Annotated in this window: 16 protein-coding genes and 1 tRNA gene; 14 read left to right on the forward strand and 3 right to left on the reverse strand. The window is 51.3% G+C overall.

All coding sequences use genetic code 11. From position 1 onward, the window contains the following. Window positions 1–12: 12 nt before the first annotated feature. From serS to HEQ72_RS01375, 4 genes are read left to right on the forward strand one after another with little or no spacing between them, the layout of a single operon-like run. Complete coding sequence (gene serS / locus HEQ72_RS01360) at window positions 13–1,290, forward strand: serine--tRNA ligase (protein WP_168018917.1); 1,278 nt, start codon at window positions 13–15, stop codon at window positions 1,288–1,290. After that, complete coding sequence (gene surE / locus HEQ72_RS01365) at window positions 1,283–2,068, forward strand: 5'/3'-nucleotidase SurE (RefSeq protein ID WP_168018916.1); 786 nt, start codon at window positions 1,283–1,285, stop codon at window positions 2,066–2,068. Before serS ends, surE begins: the two co-directional genes overlap by 8 nt. Beyond that, window positions 2,065–2,721 carry a protein-L-isoaspartate(D-aspartate) O-methyltransferase gene (locus tag HEQ72_RS01370; protein WP_168022365.1) on the forward strand — a complete coding sequence of 219 codons (657 nt, stop codon included), beginning with the start codon at window positions 2,065–2,067 and terminating at the stop codon, window positions 2,719–2,721. The genes surE and HEQ72_RS01370 overlap by 4 nt, the downstream gene beginning before the upstream one ends. Before the next feature lie 38 nt (window positions 2,722–2,759). Continuing rightward, complete coding sequence (locus HEQ72_RS01375; protein ID WP_168022366.1) at window positions 2,760–3,770, forward strand: M23 family metallopeptidase; 1,011 nt, start codon at window positions 2,760–2,762, stop codon at window positions 3,768–3,770. Between the two features lie 14 nt (window positions 3,771–3,784). Here the strand turns inward: HEQ72_RS01375 and uvrA are convergent, their stop codons facing one another. Continuing rightward, a complete protein-coding gene (gene uvrA / locus HEQ72_RS01380) occupies window positions 3,785–6,625 on the reverse strand; it encodes an excinuclease ABC subunit UvrA (protein ID WP_168018913.1) in 2,841 nt (946 codons plus the stop codon). 188 nt (window positions 6,626–6,813) lie between these two features. Between uvrA and ssb the strand changes: the two genes are divergently transcribed. From ssb to HEQ72_RS01405, 5 genes are all read left to right on the forward strand, one after another. Continuing rightward, window positions 6,814–7,350 carry a single-stranded DNA-binding protein gene (gene ssb, locus HEQ72_RS01385; protein WP_168022367.1) on the forward strand — a complete coding sequence of 179 codons (537 nt, stop codon included), beginning with the start codon at window positions 6,814–6,816 and terminating at the stop codon, window positions 7,348–7,350. A 265-nt stretch (window positions 7,351–7,615) separates the two neighbouring features. Then, a complete protein-coding gene (gene gyrA, locus HEQ72_RS01390; protein WP_245184081.1) occupies window positions 7,616–10,303 on the forward strand; it encodes a DNA gyrase subunit A in 2,688 nt (895 codons plus the stop codon). Between the two features lie 6 nt (window positions 10,304–10,309). Further along, window positions 10,310–10,825 carry a pantetheine-phosphate adenylyltransferase gene (gene coaD, locus HEQ72_RS01395; RefSeq protein WP_168022369.1) on the forward strand — a complete coding sequence of 172 codons (516 nt, stop codon included), beginning with the start codon at window positions 10,310–10,312 and terminating at the stop codon, window positions 10,823–10,825. A 71-nt stretch (window positions 10,826–10,896) separates the two neighbouring features. Beyond that, entirely contained in the window at window positions 10,897–11,409 is a 513-nt protein-coding gene (locus HEQ72_RS01400; RefSeq protein WP_245184047.1) for a peptidylprolyl isomerase, read from the forward strand. A gap of 115 nt (window positions 11,410–11,524) precedes the next feature. Next, a tRNA-Lys gene (locus tag HEQ72_RS01405) sits at window positions 11,525–11,600 on the forward strand. A gap of 70 nt (window positions 11,601–11,670) precedes the next feature. Here the strand turns inward: HEQ72_RS01405 and HEQ72_RS01410 are convergent. Further along, window positions 11,671–12,066: a DUF4170 domain-containing protein gene (locus HEQ72_RS01410; protein WP_168022371.1), complete on the reverse strand. Its 396-nt coding sequence runs from the start codon at window positions 12,064–12,066 to the stop codon at window positions 11,671–11,673. A gap of 90 nt (window positions 12,067–12,156) precedes the next feature. Here HEQ72_RS01410 and mazG point away from each other — a divergent pair, with 90 nt between their 5' ends. The 5 genes from mazG (at window position 12,157) to HEQ72_RS01435 (ending at window position 17,342) form a co-directional block, all read left to right on the forward strand. Then, complete coding sequence (gene mazG, locus HEQ72_RS01415; protein WP_322099163.1) at window positions 12,157–13,047, forward strand: nucleoside triphosphate pyrophosphohydrolase; 891 nt, start codon at window positions 12,157–12,159, stop codon at window positions 13,045–13,047. 121 nt (window positions 13,048–13,168) lie between these two features. Beyond that, window positions 13,169–13,726, forward strand: a complete 558-nt coding sequence (locus tag HEQ72_RS01420; protein WP_168018907.1) for a hypothetical protein — start codon at window positions 13,169–13,171, stop codon at window positions 13,724–13,726. 124 nt (window positions 13,727–13,850) lie between these two features. Beyond that, complete coding sequence (locus HEQ72_RS01425) at window positions 13,851–15,131, forward strand: class I SAM-dependent RNA methyltransferase (protein WP_168022372.1); 1,281 nt, start codon at window positions 13,851–13,853, stop codon at window positions 15,129–15,131. A gap of 109 nt (window positions 15,132–15,240) precedes the next feature. Next, on the forward strand, window positions 15,241–16,611 hold the full coding sequence (locus tag HEQ72_RS01430; protein ID WP_168018905.1) for a diguanylate cyclase domain-containing protein: 1,371 nt from the start codon (window positions 15,241–15,243) through the stop codon (window positions 16,609–16,611). Window positions 16,612–16,634: 23 nt separating this feature from the next. Continuing rightward, complete coding sequence (locus HEQ72_RS01435) at window positions 16,635–17,342, forward strand: DsbA family oxidoreductase (protein ID WP_168018904.1); 708 nt, start codon at window positions 16,635–16,637, stop codon at window positions 17,340–17,342. Here the strand turns inward: HEQ72_RS01435 and HEQ72_RS01440 are convergent. Beyond that, the gene (locus tag HEQ72_RS01440) at window positions 17,326–17,997 is read right to left on the reverse strand and encodes a site-2 protease family protein (RefSeq protein WP_209315579.1); all 672 of its coding nucleotides are present in this window, start codon (window positions 17,995–17,997) and stop codon (window positions 17,326–17,328) included. The genes HEQ72_RS01435 and HEQ72_RS01440 overlap by 17 nt on opposite strands.

The raw sequence follows: 17,997 nt of genomic DNA on the forward strand, positions 1-17,997 counted from the left end.
GAGGTGTGCTGTATGCTTGACCTGAAATGGATCCGCGAAAATCCCGATGATTTTGACCGAGGGTTGCTCCGTCGCGGCAAAGTTACCTTGTCGTCCGATATTCTGGAGGCAGACAGGCAGCTGCGTTCCCTCATGACATCGTTACAGGCTTTGCAGGCACGTCGGAATGAAGCTTCCCGCGAAATAGGAACCATCCGCAAGGCTGGTGGCGATGCGGCGGCTCTCAGCGATGAGGTCGCTGATATCAAGAAGCGCATGACCGATATGGAAGCTGAGCAGCAATCTCTGCAGGCTACCCTTGATGATCTTCTGTACAGCCTGCCTAACCTGCCGGATCCAGATGTGCCCGATGGGCGTGATGAAAATGATAATGTCGAGGTGCGTCGCTGGGGTACGCCTCGTAGCATGGACTTCACACCTCTGGAACACGATGCCGTGGGAACATCTCTCGGGTTGATGGATTTCGAGTCTGCAGCCCGACTGTCTGGTGCTCGTTTCGTCGTACTGAAGGGTGCCTTGTCGCGTTTGTCCCGTGCGCTGGCCCAGTTCATGCTGGATACACATACCACTGAGCATGGCTATACCGAACTGAATACGCCCGTCATGGTTCTGGATAATGCCCTGTATGGAACAGGTCAGCTTCCCAAGTTTGCCGAAGATTTGTTCCGTACAGAACAAGGGCACTGGCTTATTCCGACGGCTGAAGTCACCTTGACCAACATGGTTGCTGATCAGATTGTCGATCCGGCTACGCTGCCCCGAAGAATGACGGCACACACACTGTGCTTCCGTTCCGAGGCTGGTGCAGCCGGCAAGGACACGCGGGGAATGATCCGCCAGCACCAGTTTGAAAAGGTTGAAATGGTGTCCATTACCCGGCCCGAGGATTCAGCTGATGAATTGGAACGGATGACCGGCTGTGCAGAGAAAATTCTTCAGCGCCTTGGCTTGCCGTACCGGGTTGTTCTGCTCTGTGCCGGGGACATGGGGGCGGCCGCCCGCAAAACATATGACCTTGAGGTCTGGCTGCCAGGGCAGGGCCGTTACCGCGAAATCTCTTCGTGCTCGAATGTAGGGGATTTCCAGGCACGACGCATGAAGGCCCGCTATAAGCCGTCTGGTGACAAGGGTACGGAGTTTCTCCACACCCTGAATGGGTCGGGCTTGGCTGTTGGACGCACACTGGTTGCCGTTCTTGAAAACTATCAACAGGCAGACGGGAGTGTTATCGTCCCGGAAGCCTTGCGTCCTTATATGGGCGGCTTGGAGGTTATTTCCACTCATGCATGATTCTGTTTTTGATCTTTGCGGGAAGCGCATTCTTGTTTCAAACGATGATGGTATTCATGGCCTTGGCCTTCAGGTTCTGATCCGCATTGCGCGCTCTTTGTCCGATGATGTCTGGGTGGTTGTTCCTGATCAGGAACAAAGCGGTTCAGCCCATAGTCTGACATTGCACCATCCACTGCGCATCCAGTCTGTATCGACCAATGTATGGACTGTGAATGGAACGCCAACAGATTGTGTGCTGCTTGCCGTTAATCATTTGATGAAGGACAGGATGCCCGACTTGGTTCTGTCTGGCGTAAACCGGGGAGCCAATCTGGGCGAGGATGTGACATATTCAGGAACTGTCGCCGCTGCAATGGAAGGAACACTTCTTGGTATCCCCTCCATAGCTCTGTCACAGGTCTTCAAGGACCCAGAGAATATTCATTGGGCAACGGCCGAAGCGTTTGGCCCCGGAATCATTGGACGTTTGATGGCAAAGGGATGGCCGAAGAATGTCCTGATGAATGTAAACTTTCCTGATACTTCCCCTGCCGGGGTAACGGGTGTCGAAGCCGTACGACAAGGAATACATAAGCTGGGAGATGATCTGGTTGAACGCCTTGATCCACGAGGAAGGCCCTATGTTTGGGTAGGCGCCCAAAGACCTGTCGATCAGCCCGTACCCGGAACAGATGTGGAAGCCATCAGTCGTGGCGCCATAACGGTATCACCGCTGCGTGTTGATTTTACAGATTATCATACACTTGAAGAACTGAGTGCACAGGTTCTCTCATGAGGGATGCGCGTGCTGCCCGTTTGATCATGGATCTTCGGCAGGCTGGTATTACGGATACCCGCCTGCTGAAAGCTATCGAACTGGTACCGCGTAACCTTTTTGTTGATAACGCCTTGGAAACAGAGGCATGGGAAGACCGGGCACTTCCTATCGGCTGTGGGCAAACCATTAGTCAGCCCCTTGTGGTTGCGGCAATGACCCAAGCCCTTGATACAAAAGAAGGGCATAAAGTCTTGGAAATCGGGACAGGTTCCGGGTATCAAGCTGCTGTTCTTGCCCGCCTGTGCCGGCGTGTTTATAGCTTGGAGCGGCACAGGGACCTTTATCTGGCCGCTGAAAAGCGGTTTGTATCTCTTGGGCTTTCAAACGTAACACCTCGTATAGGGGATGGTTGGCGCGGGTGGCCCGAACAAGCTCCTTTTGATCGTATCATTGTGACAGCAGCAGCAGCGGAGGTCCCCAGTGTCTTGGCTGAACAGCTCGCTCCATCGGGAATTCTTGTCATTCCTGTTGGCCCAGAGTTTGGTATCCAGCAACTGTGGCGTTACATGAAAGATCCTGTTACGGGTTGCTTGAGTGGAGAGATTTTGTTCCCTGTTCGTTTCGTCCCCATGCTCCAGGGAATTGGTAATCCTAGCCGCGTTCAAGCTTGACGGTGCCAAAAGGCATTTCTTTAGATTGTCGTGGAGGCATGAGTAGGCGTATTGTTCCTTTTATGAAACGCCCCGGTTCATTGCAAGCATTTTACATTATCTTGCTTCTGCTGCTTCCTGCCATGACAGGCTGCGGCGGTGCCGAGCGTTTCAAGGCACCTTGGGTGTCATCTTCAAGTAAAGAGACAACAGGCCGCCTTGGTCGTACAGATACAGACAAGACGGTTATTGTCTTGCGTGGGGATACCTTGTATTCGCTTTCTCGACGTCACAAGATCCCCGTTCGTGTTCTAATTACTGAAAATGATCTTAAGCCACCTTATGCCCTTATCACCGGACAAAAGCTGCACGTACCAGCCTCCCGGTGGTATACTGTTGCTCCCGGCGAAACCTTGAGCGCAATTGCAAACCGCTATCACGTTGGCGTAGATGATGTGGCGCAGAAAAATAACCTTTCCCCGCCATACATCATTCGCGCCGGGCAGGTTCTTGTCCTTCCACCTGATGTGAAATCCCGGAAATCCACACCGATTCAGGTAGAGAAAGCAGCAGAGCATACACCCAATAGTTCACCTCAGCCCACAAAAAAAGCAGCTATACGCCCTGCTTCTGCAGAGAAAGGTATGTCGCCAGACACAAAAGCATCTTCCCATGGCAAACAAGCTTTTGTATGGCCTGTTCAAGGCAGGATAGTTGGTAGTTTTGGACCTGCGGGCAAGGGCTTCAGGAATGATGGTATCAATATTGCCGCCCCGGCAGGCACGCCTGTTCGTGCTGCAAACAAAGGGACTGTTGCTTATGCCGGAAATGGCATCAAAGGGTTTGGCAATCTTATTCTTGTAAAACACGAGGGAGGCTGGATGACAGCCTACGCTCATAGTTCTGATATTCTGGTACGTCGTGGCGATATTGTGCAGCGGGGGCAGGCCATCGCCCGCATCGGGTCTACAGGCAATGTAAAACATCCGCAGCTGCACTTTGAAATCCGGAGGGGGTCTCAAGCACTCGACCCCCAAGTCTACCTCCCAAAAATGGTCGCAGTCCGATAAGCAGGGACAACTTATTACTTCATCTTACCTTTGATGAGATACGGAGCAAGATATTGCCCTGTATAGCTTTTTCTTGTTTCTGCTATCTTTTCTGGTGTTCCTGCTGCAACGACATGGCCTCCTCCTGAACCGCCCTCTGGACCCATATCGATAATCCAGTCCGCAGTTTTGATGACTTCGAGATTATGTTCGATTACAACAACCGTATTGCCTTGGTTCACCAGTTCCTGCAGAACATGAAGAAGCTTCCTTACATCCTCAAAATGCAGACCTGTTGTTGGTTCATCCAGGATATACAGCGTTCGTCCGGTCGCGCGACGGGAAAGCTCCTTTGACAGCTTGACGCGTTGGGCTTCACCACCGGACAGCGTGGTTGCCTGTTGCCCAATATGGATATACCCCAGCCCAACCCGGGACAGGAGTTTCATTTTGTCACGGATGGATGGAACGGCCTGAAAAAAGTCAACAGCCTCCTCAACAGTCATCTCAAGAACATCTGCTATTGACTTGTTCTTGTAGGTTACTTCCAAGGTCTCACGGTTGTATCGCTTTCCTTTGCATACATCACACGTGACATAGACATCGGGCAGAAAATGCATCTCTATCTTGATCAACCCGTCTCCTTGGCATGCCTCGCATCGTCCCCCCTTGACGTTGAAGCTGAAACGGCCGGGCTTATAGCCACGAGCTTTTGCCTCGGGAAGGTTGGCGAACCAATCGCGAATAGGCGTAAAGGCGCCGGTGTATGTAGCAGGGTTTGATCGGGGAGTTCTTCCAATTGGGGACTGGTCTATATCAACAATCTTATCAATATGAGCTATCCCGTCGATGCTCTCATGAGGGCCGGGTATCTCCCGCGATCCATGAAGAGAACGGGCCAGTGCCTTGTAAAGCGTTTCAATGACAAGAGATGACTTACCTCCTCCGGAAACACCGGTGACGCACGTAAATGTCCCTAGTGGGATTGTTACGTCAATGTTCTGAAGATTGTGGGTTCTAGCCCCTATGATTGTCAGTGCGTTTCCATTGCCGGGGCGACGTGTATCCGGGATCGCGATGGATCTGGTTCCGGAAAGATAGTGCCCTGTCAAACTATCGGGGTGTCTCATTACCTCATCCGGCGTACCGGCAGCAACAACCATTCCGCCGTTCACTCCCGCTCCCGGACCCATATCGACCAGGTAGTCAGCGGTTCGTATGGCATCCTCGTCATGTTCCACGACCAAGACGGTATTACCCAGATCCCTCAGTCGGCGCAGGGTTTCTAGAAGGCGATCATTATCTCTCTGATGAAGACCAATTGATGGTTCATCCAGAACATACAAGACACCAGTCAAGCCTGAACCAATCTGGGAAGCCAATCGAATACGCTGGCTCTCGCCACCGGATAGAGTTCCCGACATCCTGGACAAGGTCAAATACCCAAGCCCAACATTCCCTAGAAATGTGAGACGCTCGACAATTTCCTTCAGGATACGTGCGGCAATCTCCCGGTCCTTTGCCGTCAAGTGCTGATCAAGGCCAGAGAACCAGGCCAGCGATTCAGCAATAGAAAGATCGCTGATAGCAGCAATATCAGACCCATGGACCCGCACAGCCAAGGCTTCAGGCTTAAGGCGGCGTCCACCACATGTTTCGCAAGGAGATGACGCCTGATAACGAGACAGATCATCACGGACCTGCTGGCTCTCTGTTTCCCGCCACCGCCGCTCTATGCTTGGCACAATGCCCTCAAACGGACGCTCCACGCTATAGCGCCGTCGTCCGTCATGATAGGTCATGGCGACAGATGTACGACCGGACCCATACAAAAGCACAGCCCGTGCTGTTTCAGGGATTTTTTGCCAAGGTGTTTTCATGTCTGTGCCACAATGGGCAGCGACACTTTCAAGTGCCTGGGCATAGTAAGGTGATGGCTCTCCGCCAGCGGACCAAGGGACAACAGCTCCTTCTGCCAAGGACAGCAGGGGGTCCGGAACAATCAGCTCGGGATCAAAGTAGAGCTTGATTCCCAAGCCATCACACGCCGGGCAGGCACCAAACGGATTGTTGAAAGAAAAAAGCCTTGGCTCGATCTCATCAATTGTAAAGCCGGAAACCGGGCAGGCAAATTTTGCAGAAAACGTCACTCTCTCGGCACTTTCTGCATCTTCGACCCATACAAGACCGTCTGACAACTGGAGGGCCTGCTCCAGCGAGTCCGCAAGGCGTGTCTCTATCCCTTCGCGGATAACCAGCCGGTCAATGACAACATCGATGTCATGCTTGATTTTCTTGTTCAGGGAAGGGGCTTCATCAATCAGGTACAGGGATCCATCAATTTTTACCCGCTGGTACCCCTTTTTCTGAAGCTCCAGAAGCTCTTTTTTGTACTCGCCCTTGCGTCCTCGTACAATTGGCGCCAGAAGCAGGATCTTCTGTCCTTGGGGCATAGCCAAGATACGATCGACCATTTGGCTGACAGTCTGGGATTCAATTGGCAGACCTGTGGCTGGTGACCAAGGAACGCCGATGCGCGCCCATAAAAGGCGCATATAATCATAGATCTCGGTTACGGTCCCCACTGTTGAACGTGGATTGCGCGAAGTTGTCTTCTGTTCGATAGAGATGGCAGGCGACAAACCTTCAATGGAATCGACATCCGGTTTCTGCATCAATTCAAGGAACTGCCGGGCGTAGGCAGACAGGGATTCCACGTAGCGCCGTTGTCCTTCAGCATAAATCGTATCAAAAGCCAACGATGACTTCCCCGATCCGGACAGCCCGGTGATCACAACAAGCTTGTCACGGGGCAGGGTTACATCAAGATTCTTCAGATTGTGTTCACGGGCTCCGCGGATGCGTATTTCATGCATGATATCAAGAACCTGACAGTCAACCGGGGGATGTTTCTGGACGAAAAAACATTCTTTGTTTCGCATATTTTGTACGGCTGTCAAAAACAAAAAGCGAACATCGGGCCGTCTTTGGGTAAAAGCAGTCTTTTCCTTCTGGTCAGGGGGGGGTAGAGTTCGGCCACGTTACAAACAGGAGTACCCTTGCCATGGCAGGCAGTGTCAACAAAGTGATTCTGGTCGGCAACCTTGGTCGTGACCCCGAGGTTCGGAGCACACAAAACGGCCAGAAGATCGTCAACATGACTGTTGCAACGTCCGAAAGCTGGAAAGATCGCCAGACCGGAGAGCGACGGGAAAAGACAGAATGGCACCGCGTTGTGATTTTTAACCCGAATCTGGGTGAAATTGCAGAGCGTTATCTGCGAAAAGGGTCCAAGGTATACTTGGAGGGGCAGCTGCAAACCCGCAAGTGGACAGACCAGAATGGTCAGGAGCGTTATTCCACAGAGATTGTCCTGCAGGCCTACAGGGGTGAGCTCACCCTGCTCGACAGTCGTTCCGGCGTTGGACAGGGTGGCGATATGCCTGTCATGGAAACAGCAGGCTTTGCCGGGCCCGACAGCGCGCCGACATACGGGGCATCGCCCAGGTTTGGTGGAAGCCCCGAGTCTGGAGGCCAGTCCGGGGGTGGTGGTTGGGATGCGGCACCCCGCAATGATCTGGATGATGAAATTCCGTTCTGATCTTTTGGCACCCCTTCCTGGCTGGTTGATGATATCCGTCGGTGCCTTTTGTGCCGGCCCCGGTTGTCGGTCGGGAGCACCCTGTGCTACAGTCCCCTTCCTGTAGTTTCAGTTCATTGTCCCAATCTGCGGAACGGTAACTTTTGCCCCCTGTAGGGCCGGAACTATTTACCCGTTCGCTGTCTATCGAGTTTGTGCCTTGACCGAAAACGCCATCCCGACACCGTTTGATCGTGACATTGCGCCTGTAACTATCGAAGACGAGATGAAACGCTCGTATCTCGATTATGCAATGAGCGTGATTGTATCCCGTGCCCTGCCAGATGTTCGGGACGGCTTGAAGCCAGTGCACCGTCGTATTCTCTTCGCCATGAAAGAAGGCGGATACGACTATAATCGCCCTTACAAGAAGTCGGCCCGCATCGTCGGGGATGTTATGGGTAAATATCACCCACACGGTGACAGCGCCATCTATGATGCCATGGTGCGTATGGCCCAAGACTTTTCCATGCGTCTTCCCTTGGTCGATGGTCAGGGAAACTTTGGATCGATGGACGGGGATCCCCCGGCTGCCATGCGCTATACCGAGGCACGCATGGCTCGTTCCGCACACTCCCTGCTGGATGACATTGACAAGGAAACTGTCGATTTTCATCCTAACTATGACGAAAGCACATCAGAGCCTTCCGTTCTTCCTGCCCGCTTCCCCAATCTGTTGGTCAACGGAGCCGGGGGCATCGCGGTTGGTATGGCAACCAATATCCCCCCTCATAATCTTGGGGAAATCCTGGATGCCTGCATTGCTCTGATCGATACGCCCGACCTTCCGGACGATGCCATCCTGGATATCGTACCCGGCCCGGATTTTCCGACTGGCGGAAGTATTCTTGGTCGTTCGGGCATCCGTTCCGCCTACATGACCGGGCGTGGCTCGATCGTCATGCGGGCAAAATGCGCGATAGAAGAAACACGGAATGGTCGTGAAGCCATTGTTGTGACCGAGATCCCCTATCAGGTTAACAAAGCCTCGATGATCGAGAAAATGGCCGAGCTGGTCCGTGACAAGAAGATCGAGGGCATTTCGGATCTGCGTGATGAGTCCGACCACCAAGGGGTTCGCGTTGTCATCGAAGTCAAGCGTGATGCCGTTGCTGAAATTGTCCTGAACCAGCTGTACCGGTTTACTCCCCTTCAGACATCGTTCGGGGCCAACATGTTGGCCATCAACGGCGGCCGTCCTGAACTGATGGGTATTCGTGAGATTCTGACGGCCTTTGTCAGGTTCCGGGAAGAAGTTGTGCGTCGTCGTACAATGTTCGAGCTTGGAAAGGCGCGGGACAGGGCGCATGTGTTGGTTGGACTGGGAATAGCCGTTGCCAACCTTGACCCTGTGATCAAGCTGATTCGGGCGGCCTCTGACCCGCAGGTTGCCAAACAAGAGCTGATGTCACGCGACTGGGATGCTGCGGATGTTGCTCCCCTTATTGAACTGATCGCCGATCCTGAGCATGTTGTTGTGGATGGTCGGTACAGGCTTTCCGAAGTTCAGGCAAAATCCATTCTGGACCTTAGACTGCATCGCCTGACTGGGCTGGAGCGTGACAAGATCCACGGAGAGCTGCGGGAAATAGGCGGCCAGATTGAAGAGTATTTATCCATTCTGGGTAGCCGCGAGAGGCTGTACACTATCATCCGGGAGGAACTGGTAGATATTCGTGCGGCTTACGCTACGCCTCGTCGGACAGTTATAGAGGAATCTGAGTTTGAGCATGATATCGAAGACCTGATCCAGAAAGAGGACATGGTCGTCACTATCACCAATACAGGCTATATCAAGCGTGTACCGCTTTCGACCTACCGTGCACAGCGTCGTGGTGGGAAGGGGCGCTCCGGAATGGCAACCAAAGAAGAAGATTTTGTGACCAATCTGTTTGTTGCCAATACCCATACGCCGGTCCTGTTCTTCTCGACCTCGGGCATGGCGTACAAGATGAAAGTGTATCGTCTCCCCGAAGGTAGCCCACAAAGCAAGGGCAAGGCTCTGGTCAATCTTCTGCCCATACAGGAAGGAGAGCGTATTGCTACGGTTATGCCTCTTCCCGAAGATGAGAACCAATGGTCTGATCTGACAGTTATGTTTGCCACGTCAACCGGGAACGTACGCCGTAACAGCTTGTCTGACTTCACCAATGTCAAGTCCAACGGCAAGATAGCCATGAAGCTGGAAGAGGGCGGGGAACGCTTGGTTTCGGTTGTCCCGTGTACAGAACAGCAGGATATTCTTCTGTCCACCCGTCTTGGCAAATGCATTCGCTTCCATGTCGGTGATGTCCGCGTGTTCAGTGGCCGGACCTCGACAGGGGTGCGTGGTATACGCCTTGCCACACAAGACGAAGTCATGTCGATGACAGTCTTGCAGCATGTTGACTTTGAAACAGCTGAGCGTGATGCATACTTGAGAATGGCAGCCCAGATCCGGCGGTCATCCGGAGAAGGTGACGAGGAAGAGTATGTCGTATCCGAGGGTGATGACACGACCATGACTCCGGACAACTTCCAGAGACTGCAGGATGCCGAAGAGTTCATCTTGACCATTACCGAGAATGGGTTTGGAAAGAGAACGTCTGCATATGAATATCGCGTGACAGGCCGGGGCGGACAGGGATTTGCCAATATTGAAATGAAAGAGCGTAACGGGGCTGTCGTTGCCTCGTTCCCAATTGGTACTGATGATCAGATCATGCTTATTTCCGATGGGGGACAGCTGATCCGTATGCCTGTTCACGATGTGCGAATCGCGGGGCGTAAAACGCAAGGCGTTACGCTCTTCCGTACAGCCGCAGAAGAAAAAGTGGTTTCTGTTGCACGGCTGCCGGATGTCGGTGAAGGAAATGGTGATGGAGCACAGGATCAGGACAGTGATGGCATAGCGTCTCTTCCAGATGAGGGATGATCCCTGATGGAAAAGTGCAGAACCGGCGTTTATCCCGGAACATTCGATCCTGTCACTAATGGACACTTGGACATTATCAGCCGGGCTGCCAAGGTTCTGGACCGGTTGATTGTCGGCGTAGCCCAGAATGTTGGAAAAGGGCCCCTTTTTACGCTGGAACAACGCGTCGAGTTGACACGGGAAGCTGTGGACGCTCTAAACCTTGAAGGTACTATCATAGAGATCAGGCCTTTTAACGGTCTTCTCATGAATTTTGCTTTACAGCAGGGGGCGTCAGTTATTGTTCGTGGACTCCGGGCTGTTTCAGATTTTGAATATGAGTTCCAGATGGCGGGCATGAATGCCCGCTTGGATTCACGCGTTGAAACCATCTTTCTGATGGCTTCAGAGGGAAGCCAGTTTATCTCTTCTCGGTTTGTAAAAGAGATCAGCTTCTTGGAAGGAAAGATCGATAGTTTTGTGCCCGCTGTTGTACGCAAAGCCCTGAAAGAACGTTTTGCCGAGGGCGAGCGTCCATGGTAGCCCCGCTAGCTTGGAGGAACCCTGTGCTGATCCGCTCATTTATACTTTTTCTTGCTGGAGTAATGTTTCTTATGACTGTCAATACGGTAGAAGCCCGGGAAACGGCCACGGATCCGGAAAATACCCTGTATATGGATCTGGACTACGGTCGGGTTGTCATCAAGATGCGCCCTGATCTGGCACCAAATCATGTTACAAGAATCAAGGAATTGGTGCGGCAGGGTTACTACGACGGCACCCCCTTTCATCGGGTTATCGACGGTTTCATGGCTCAAGGTGGTGACCCCACGGGAACAGGAACAGGCGGTTCCGGGCAGAACATAAAGGCCGAATTCTCCAAGGAACCTCATGTAAGAGGAACCGTCTCCATGGCTCGTGCAGCAAGCCCGAATTCAGCTGACAGCCAGTTCTTCATTTGTTTTGATAGGTCTTCATTCTTGGACAAGAAGTACACGATCTGGGGGCAGGTTGTTGAGGGCATGGAGTATGTTGACCAAATCAAGAAGGGGGATCAAGCCCTGAACGGTAAGGTTGCCTACCCTGACCGCATTGTAACGATGAAGCTGGCTGCTGACGTTGATTGAAATCGACTTTCTACAAAAAATACCCGATTTCTCCATTTTAGGTGTTGACCACACAGAGGCATACGAATATGTTGCGGGCCTCGTCACTTGTGGCGATGAAAAAACAACACCTTAAGTGCCCGTAGCTCAGTCGGTAGAGCATTCGACTTTTAATCGAATGGCCGAAGGTTCGAATCCTTCCGGGCACACCAAAACAGAAAATCCAGCGCCATTTTTATAGGGTGCTGGATTTTTAGTTGCGAGAGATAACCCTATGAAAATCTAACGGCGCGGGTCCTCGTGAGAAATATCGTACCTGTGCAAGCAGCTATCGATGGTCTGGCTTGTAATTGTTCGCCAAAAGTCTTGTGCCTGCTGCTGCGTAAAGGGACCATATACTTCCAAGAAATGCCCCGATGCTATCGTTGCAAAGGTTGTGTCAGCATATTCCCCCCCGACGACGTAGTAGCTCTTATCATCTAGCTGGGAGTGATTTTCCTCCACGACATAGCGGACCATCGCATTGTCAACCGTACGCCCCGTTATATCGCGCCAGAAAGCATGAGCCTCAGCCTCAGTGTACGGCCCATATTTTTCCAAGCTCTTGCCTGCAGCGATTTTTGAGAATGCGCTATCGGAATACTCTCCCCCGATGACATAAAATCTTTTTTCGGACATAGCTTTCCGTCTTTTGCTAAAAGTGCAGATCCCGTGCCCTGTTATACGCTTCTGTTATAAGGAAGTGAACTCTTCGACAGGTGGCACGAGATGTTTGTTTCTGATATCACACACTTGGCCTTACTGCATTTGGAGTCTTTAATGTCAAAAACTGCTTCCCAAGGCCCAGTGAAGGATGATCTTACACCTATTGACAGGCTTCTTGCTATCATGCAACGCCTGAGGGATCCGGGGCAGGGCTGCCCTTGGGATCTGGAGCAAAACTGGGAGTCCCTGACACGCTATACTCTGGAAGAGGCCTATGAAGTTGTTGATGCGGTAGAGCGTAAAGACGCTGCATCTTTGCGGGATGAGCTTGGAGATCTTCTTCTACAGGTTGTATTCTACAGCCAAATTGCCGCAGAAAATAAAGTTTTCTGCTTCGATGATGTTGCAACAGGATGCGCTGACAAGATGTTGCGACGCCATCCTCATGTTTTTTCGTCGGATAGTCGGATTTCTTCAGCAGCTGAGCAGATGGGCGTATGGGAAGATATAAAAGCAAAGGAGCGCGCGCGCTTGCAGTCTGATAAGGTCGAAGAGAGTGCTTTGGACGGTATTTCTCGGGCACTTCCTGCTGTTACTAAGGCCCTTAAGCTGCAGGGTAGGGCTGCACGGGAGGGTTTTGACTGGACCGATATTCACGATGTGCTTGATAAGATTATGGAAGAAATTGGAGAGGTGAGGGATGAGCTTGATACATCTCCTATGATCCATAGTCGTTTGTCTGATGAAATAGGCGATTTACTCTTTTCTGTTATTAATTTGGCCCGTAAGGTCGATGTTGATCCAGAAACAGCCTTGCGTCAGGCTAATGCAAAATTTGACAGGCGATTCCGACATATGGAGGCTTTGCTTCGCAATGCAGGGAAAACGCCGGAAAATTCAGAGCTTGAGGTTATGGAAGCATTCTGGGCGCAGGTAAAAAGTCAGGAAAAGTAGACACCTTGCAATGATTAGATCTTTTTTCAGTGCAATGTTTCGTTTTGTCCGTCCACCTGTGTGGGCGGCCATCCTTGCTTTTCCTCTTGTATCAAGCTGTTATGTCCCAGATGACTTCCTTATGGAAATTCGCGTCGGAAAGAACGGTGATTACGGAATAATCTATCGAGGTCTTCTTATATGGGCGCCTCTATTCAAGGAGATGAAAGAGGCCAAGTTGAAACCAGAAGATATAGCAGCCAAAGAGCTTGCCATTAAAGAAGATCTAGGCCGTGATACCGGGTTCTCGGAAATAACCTCTGTGGGACTGGGGCGGTTCAGAGTCGTCTATGAAAAGACAGGACGCCTGAGCGGCACGTCCCAAATTAGCTTCCCGAGAAGAGGCGCCGACATTGTTCGTCTTGAAGTTCGTACCAGTGGCATTTTGTATGTTGCATCGGCTCCAACAGCAAAGCCAGGGGCAAAAGAACAGCTGGAAGCTTTAGGCTTAAGGCCAAGCGGGAAGATTCGTGTTATCACAAATTCTGCCGTTATTAAACATAATGCCCAGCACATATCGCATGGCTTTGATGATGGGAGCTTTCGTGACTGGAGCGTATATGACTGGAGTGTAAACGGACCCAACCAACCCGCACCATCAATGCAAATTCAGTTCATGGCACCAACCAAAAAGCCGTGAAGAGCGGCATGGCTTTGTCGCATAATGTTTCATATGCTAATAATGTATTCATAATTTTCATTATGCGACAATTTGGCCCGCACAAAATCCATATCTTTTCCTCTCTTCTGTATAGAAAATTACAATGCCTGCAACCAAAAAACTGTCATCCGCATCCTCAGAATTCTTGCTGGAGTTTCTTGTTAAGCGTCTTGGGCGGCATGGCGACGGTGTTGCGCTCTATAATGGCAAGAACATCTTTATTGACGGTGCATTACCAGGCGAAAGAGTGCTAGCTCAAGTCGAAGGTGAGCGAGGATATGTTCACCGTATCCTGAGCCCTTCTCCAGAGCGCATTCAACCTCCCTGCCCTGTTGCGTCTTCGTGTGGTGGATGCTCCTTGCAACATGCCTCGGTAACTGCCGAACTAACTTGGAAACGGGATCTGGTTGCTGAAGCTCTGGCCAAATCCGGTATAGCCACAAGCGTGGTAGAGCCTGTTGTATCTATTCCATACGGAACACGGCGTAGAGCAACGTTCTCTTGGAAGAAATCAAAATCGCAATTTGTGATGGGGTATAATGCTCGCAGAACCCACTACATTGTTACAACACACGAATGCATGCTGTTGACTAAGGCAATATCTGATGCCCTAGCCGTATTACATGAATCCATAAAAGATTTGGTCCCGCTTGGTAAAGGATCTATTTCTATCTGTGATAGCGATTCCGGCATTGATGTTGTGCTCGACTGGATTGGAATGCCTGACCTTCAAGCCTTGGAGGTTCTTGCCGCCTTGGTCCATGAACATGACTGGGCGCGTTTGTCTCTTAGGATTGGAACCGTTATCGAACCGATAGCGGTACAACGTGAGCCCATCATCTATATGGGTGAAAACCCTGTTCGCTTGCCGCCGGGGGCATTCCTGCAGCCAAGCCGTGAGGGGCAAAAATTATTGGTTGATCTGGTGCTGAAAGAGTTAAATGCGTTAAGCGGCCCCGTATTGGATCTTTTTTGTGGCTTGGGAACATTTGCGCTTCCCCTTGCAGCCAACCTTTACCATCCTGTTACGGCTATCGACTCGGATCAGAAATCCGTGGAATGCTTGGCGGCAACAGGTATGGTTAAAGCTCTTGCCAGAGACTTGTTCCGTAATCCCCTTCTGCCAAACGAACTGGAAGGCTATGAGGCTGTTGTTCTCGATCCCCCTCGCGCCGGAGGGGCCGCACAGGTTCTACAGATAACGCAATGTGCTCCAAAGAAAGGGCCAAAAAAGATTGTTATGGTATCCTGCAACCCCTTCACATGTGCCAGAGATGCGCGCACACTGACTAATGCTGGATTTGTCATTGAGAAAATAATCCCCGTTAATCAGTTCCATCGCAGCATGCACGTTGAATTAGTGGCGGTATTCTCGCGGGTCTGAACGGACACGAGATGCACTGCCTGCTTGTTCAGTAAAAATAAGGACCTTACTGTGGAGGGGGAAAGCTAGCCAGATTGGGCAGCATGATGTGTGACAGGGGCAATGGGAGATGATCCATCTGGCCACAGCAGTAGTTGCTGTCCGTGACCCACAAGATGCGGCGTCCCTTGAGAGACATCTCATGGCTGACAGCTACGACTGCCAGCACGTGGTGGCCCCAGCCGATCTTATCGGGGTTCTGAAGAAATTCCAGCCTGACGTTCTGGTTCTTGATTCCGCATTTTGCGGCGGAAATCCGGAACAAATTGTCCGAACTGTGCGGGCAGACCCTTCTTTTGTCCATCTTTCCATTTTTTATCTGACATCAGCTCCCGTCGCAGAGCAGATCGATGTACTCCTGAAGTCAGGCATAGACGACGCTGTTCATTGGCCAACAAGCCCTGAACTCATTCAGTCGCATATTCGGCCCATGATACGCGTCTCGACCATGCGAGCTGAGTTGCTGCATCGGATACACGTTCTGGAGCATATCGGCAAACGTGCCGTCAATGCCTCGCTGTTTGCGCCAGAGGATATTTCTGTGTCTGCGCCCTCCATCCTTCTGACCGGGGCGGATGATACGCGTGAGAAAATCTTGTCAGCCTTTCCAGATGCGGAAATTCTTGTTGCCAAAGACCTTGCAACAGCCACTCGTATTCTTGAGGATCGCTTCCTTGATGCAATGGTGATGGCGCCATCAGACACAGTGCAGCCTTGGCTTGATCTATGTCTTCAAATGCGAAGAAATGTACGATTGTTCAATCTGCCTGTTCTTTTCATAAACCGCACACCCCATCCTGTAGATCCGCAAACACCTCTTTCCATGGGTGCCAGCAGGGTTATTGATGGTGTCCCTATTATCCAGGACTTACGATTCTCGCTGCACGTCTTAATTCGTCGGCAAAGAATGCGATGGGCATTACGGCGCAGTCTGGGAGAAACTCTGACGACAGGCAGTGATGCCGACAGCAACATGCCGGAAGTATACAGCCGTAGCTTCTTGATGCAGTCATTGGAATCGAGAATCAAAGAAGCTGCAGCATCCAGTCTGCGCAATCGCAGTCATCGTTTTTCCCTTGTTACTTTTGCTTTTGCCGGTTTGGATGCCATGCGGCATGATTTTGGTGAGAAAGCCGAGCATGATTTGCTGAGGCAAATTGGGCAGTGGCTTACTCTTCTTGTCAGAGCCGAAGATATGGTTGCCCGTCTAACGCCCGTTAATTTTGCTGTCATATTGGCTGACACGCCGTTGGATGAAGCCGATGTCGTCATGCAACGTATAGCAGGCGTTATCGGCAACACGGAATTTGCCGTTGAGGACGTGTTCCGCCCTGTCTCGGTATCCCCTTTTGTTGGTGCCTCTGAAGTCCAGAGCGGTGATACTGTGCAATCATTAATGGAACGCGCACGCCCTGTCTTTGACGAAAGGTCTATAATCTGATTCGGTGCTGTGGGGACCTCCATATGATTGTCGAGATTATTTTTGATACGGTATGTCCATGGTGTTACATAGGAAGCCGTCGTCTCTCGAAAGCATTGTCCAACCGTACAGCAACCGACGTCAGGGTGCGGTGGCGTCCCTTTATTCTCAATCCAGAGATCGCAAAGACAGGCATGCTGCGTTCTGCTTACCTGGAACGCAAGTTTGGGAGCCTGGCCCGCGCAAACAGGATCTTGGCTGGGCAGGTTGAGGCCGGCGCAAGAGAAGGTATCCATTTCAATTTCGCTTCTATTGAAACAGCACCCAACTCCACAGCATCTCATCAACTTATGCTGCTGGCAGGATCACACGGAGTTGCCAGTGATTTTCTTGAAGTGATTTTTTCGGCTTATTTCGAAAAAGGCCTTGATATAGGAAATAATGACACTCTTTATGAGCTTGCTACACAGTTCGGTTTGGCATCCGATGATGTGCTGCACAGCTTGCAGGATGAGACCTCACTTGCCACTGTCATGGCAGAAAATGCCGCGACACATCGCATGAATATTACCGGAGTTCCCTGTTTCATATTCAATCATGATTACGCCATCGCCGGAGCGCAGGAGTCAGAAATTCTGGCCCGCATGCTTGACATTGCATCAGAGGGATCCGTTGCTGAGCCCATGACCATGCCAGCCCAGAAAGAGACAGAGACAGATCCCAACCATTTTCTTGTCAGTCGGCCATCATAAAAAAGATCTCGGCAACAGCACGGACGATACGCGTGACAAGAGACGAAAGAAAGTTCAGATCTACGCCAATCTTCTGACCAATCAAGGGAAGAATGATCAGGAGTCCAATCAGGACTCCAAAGCCAATCCGTTCCATTCTCATGAATCGTATTGCCAGGGCTTCGGGCAGAATACCGACAACAACCCTGCCCCCATCAAGGGGCAGGAGGGGAAGCATGTTGAAAACAGCCAGTACAATATTGAAGTAGAAAGAGTTCCAGAGCATCGAAGACCACCACCCTGAACCATCAATAAACCACAGCAACATAAACGATACAAAAGCCAAGACAACATTCATGGCAGGTCCGGCAAGAGCCACCAAGGCCATACCTTGTCGTGGACGGGAAAAATTACCGGCATTAACAGGCACAGGACGCGCCCAGCCGAACAGGAATGGAGATGAGAAAGCAAGCAAAAGCCCGGGCAGAATAACTGTTCCAACAGGATCAATGTGCTTGACGGGATTCAGGGTCAACCGCCCTGCCAAACGGGCTGTGCGGTCACCAAGGGCATCAGCCATCAAACCATGGGCAAGTTCATGAAGAACAACAGCGGACAGAACGGGAATAACCCACACAGATGCCGCGTGGAGGATATTGGCAATCAAGGAAAACAT

The organism is Haematospirillum sp. 15-248 (assembly GCF_012102665.1).
Lineage (GTDB): Bacteria > Pseudomonadota > Alphaproteobacteria > Rhodospirillales > Rhodospirillaceae > Haematospirillum.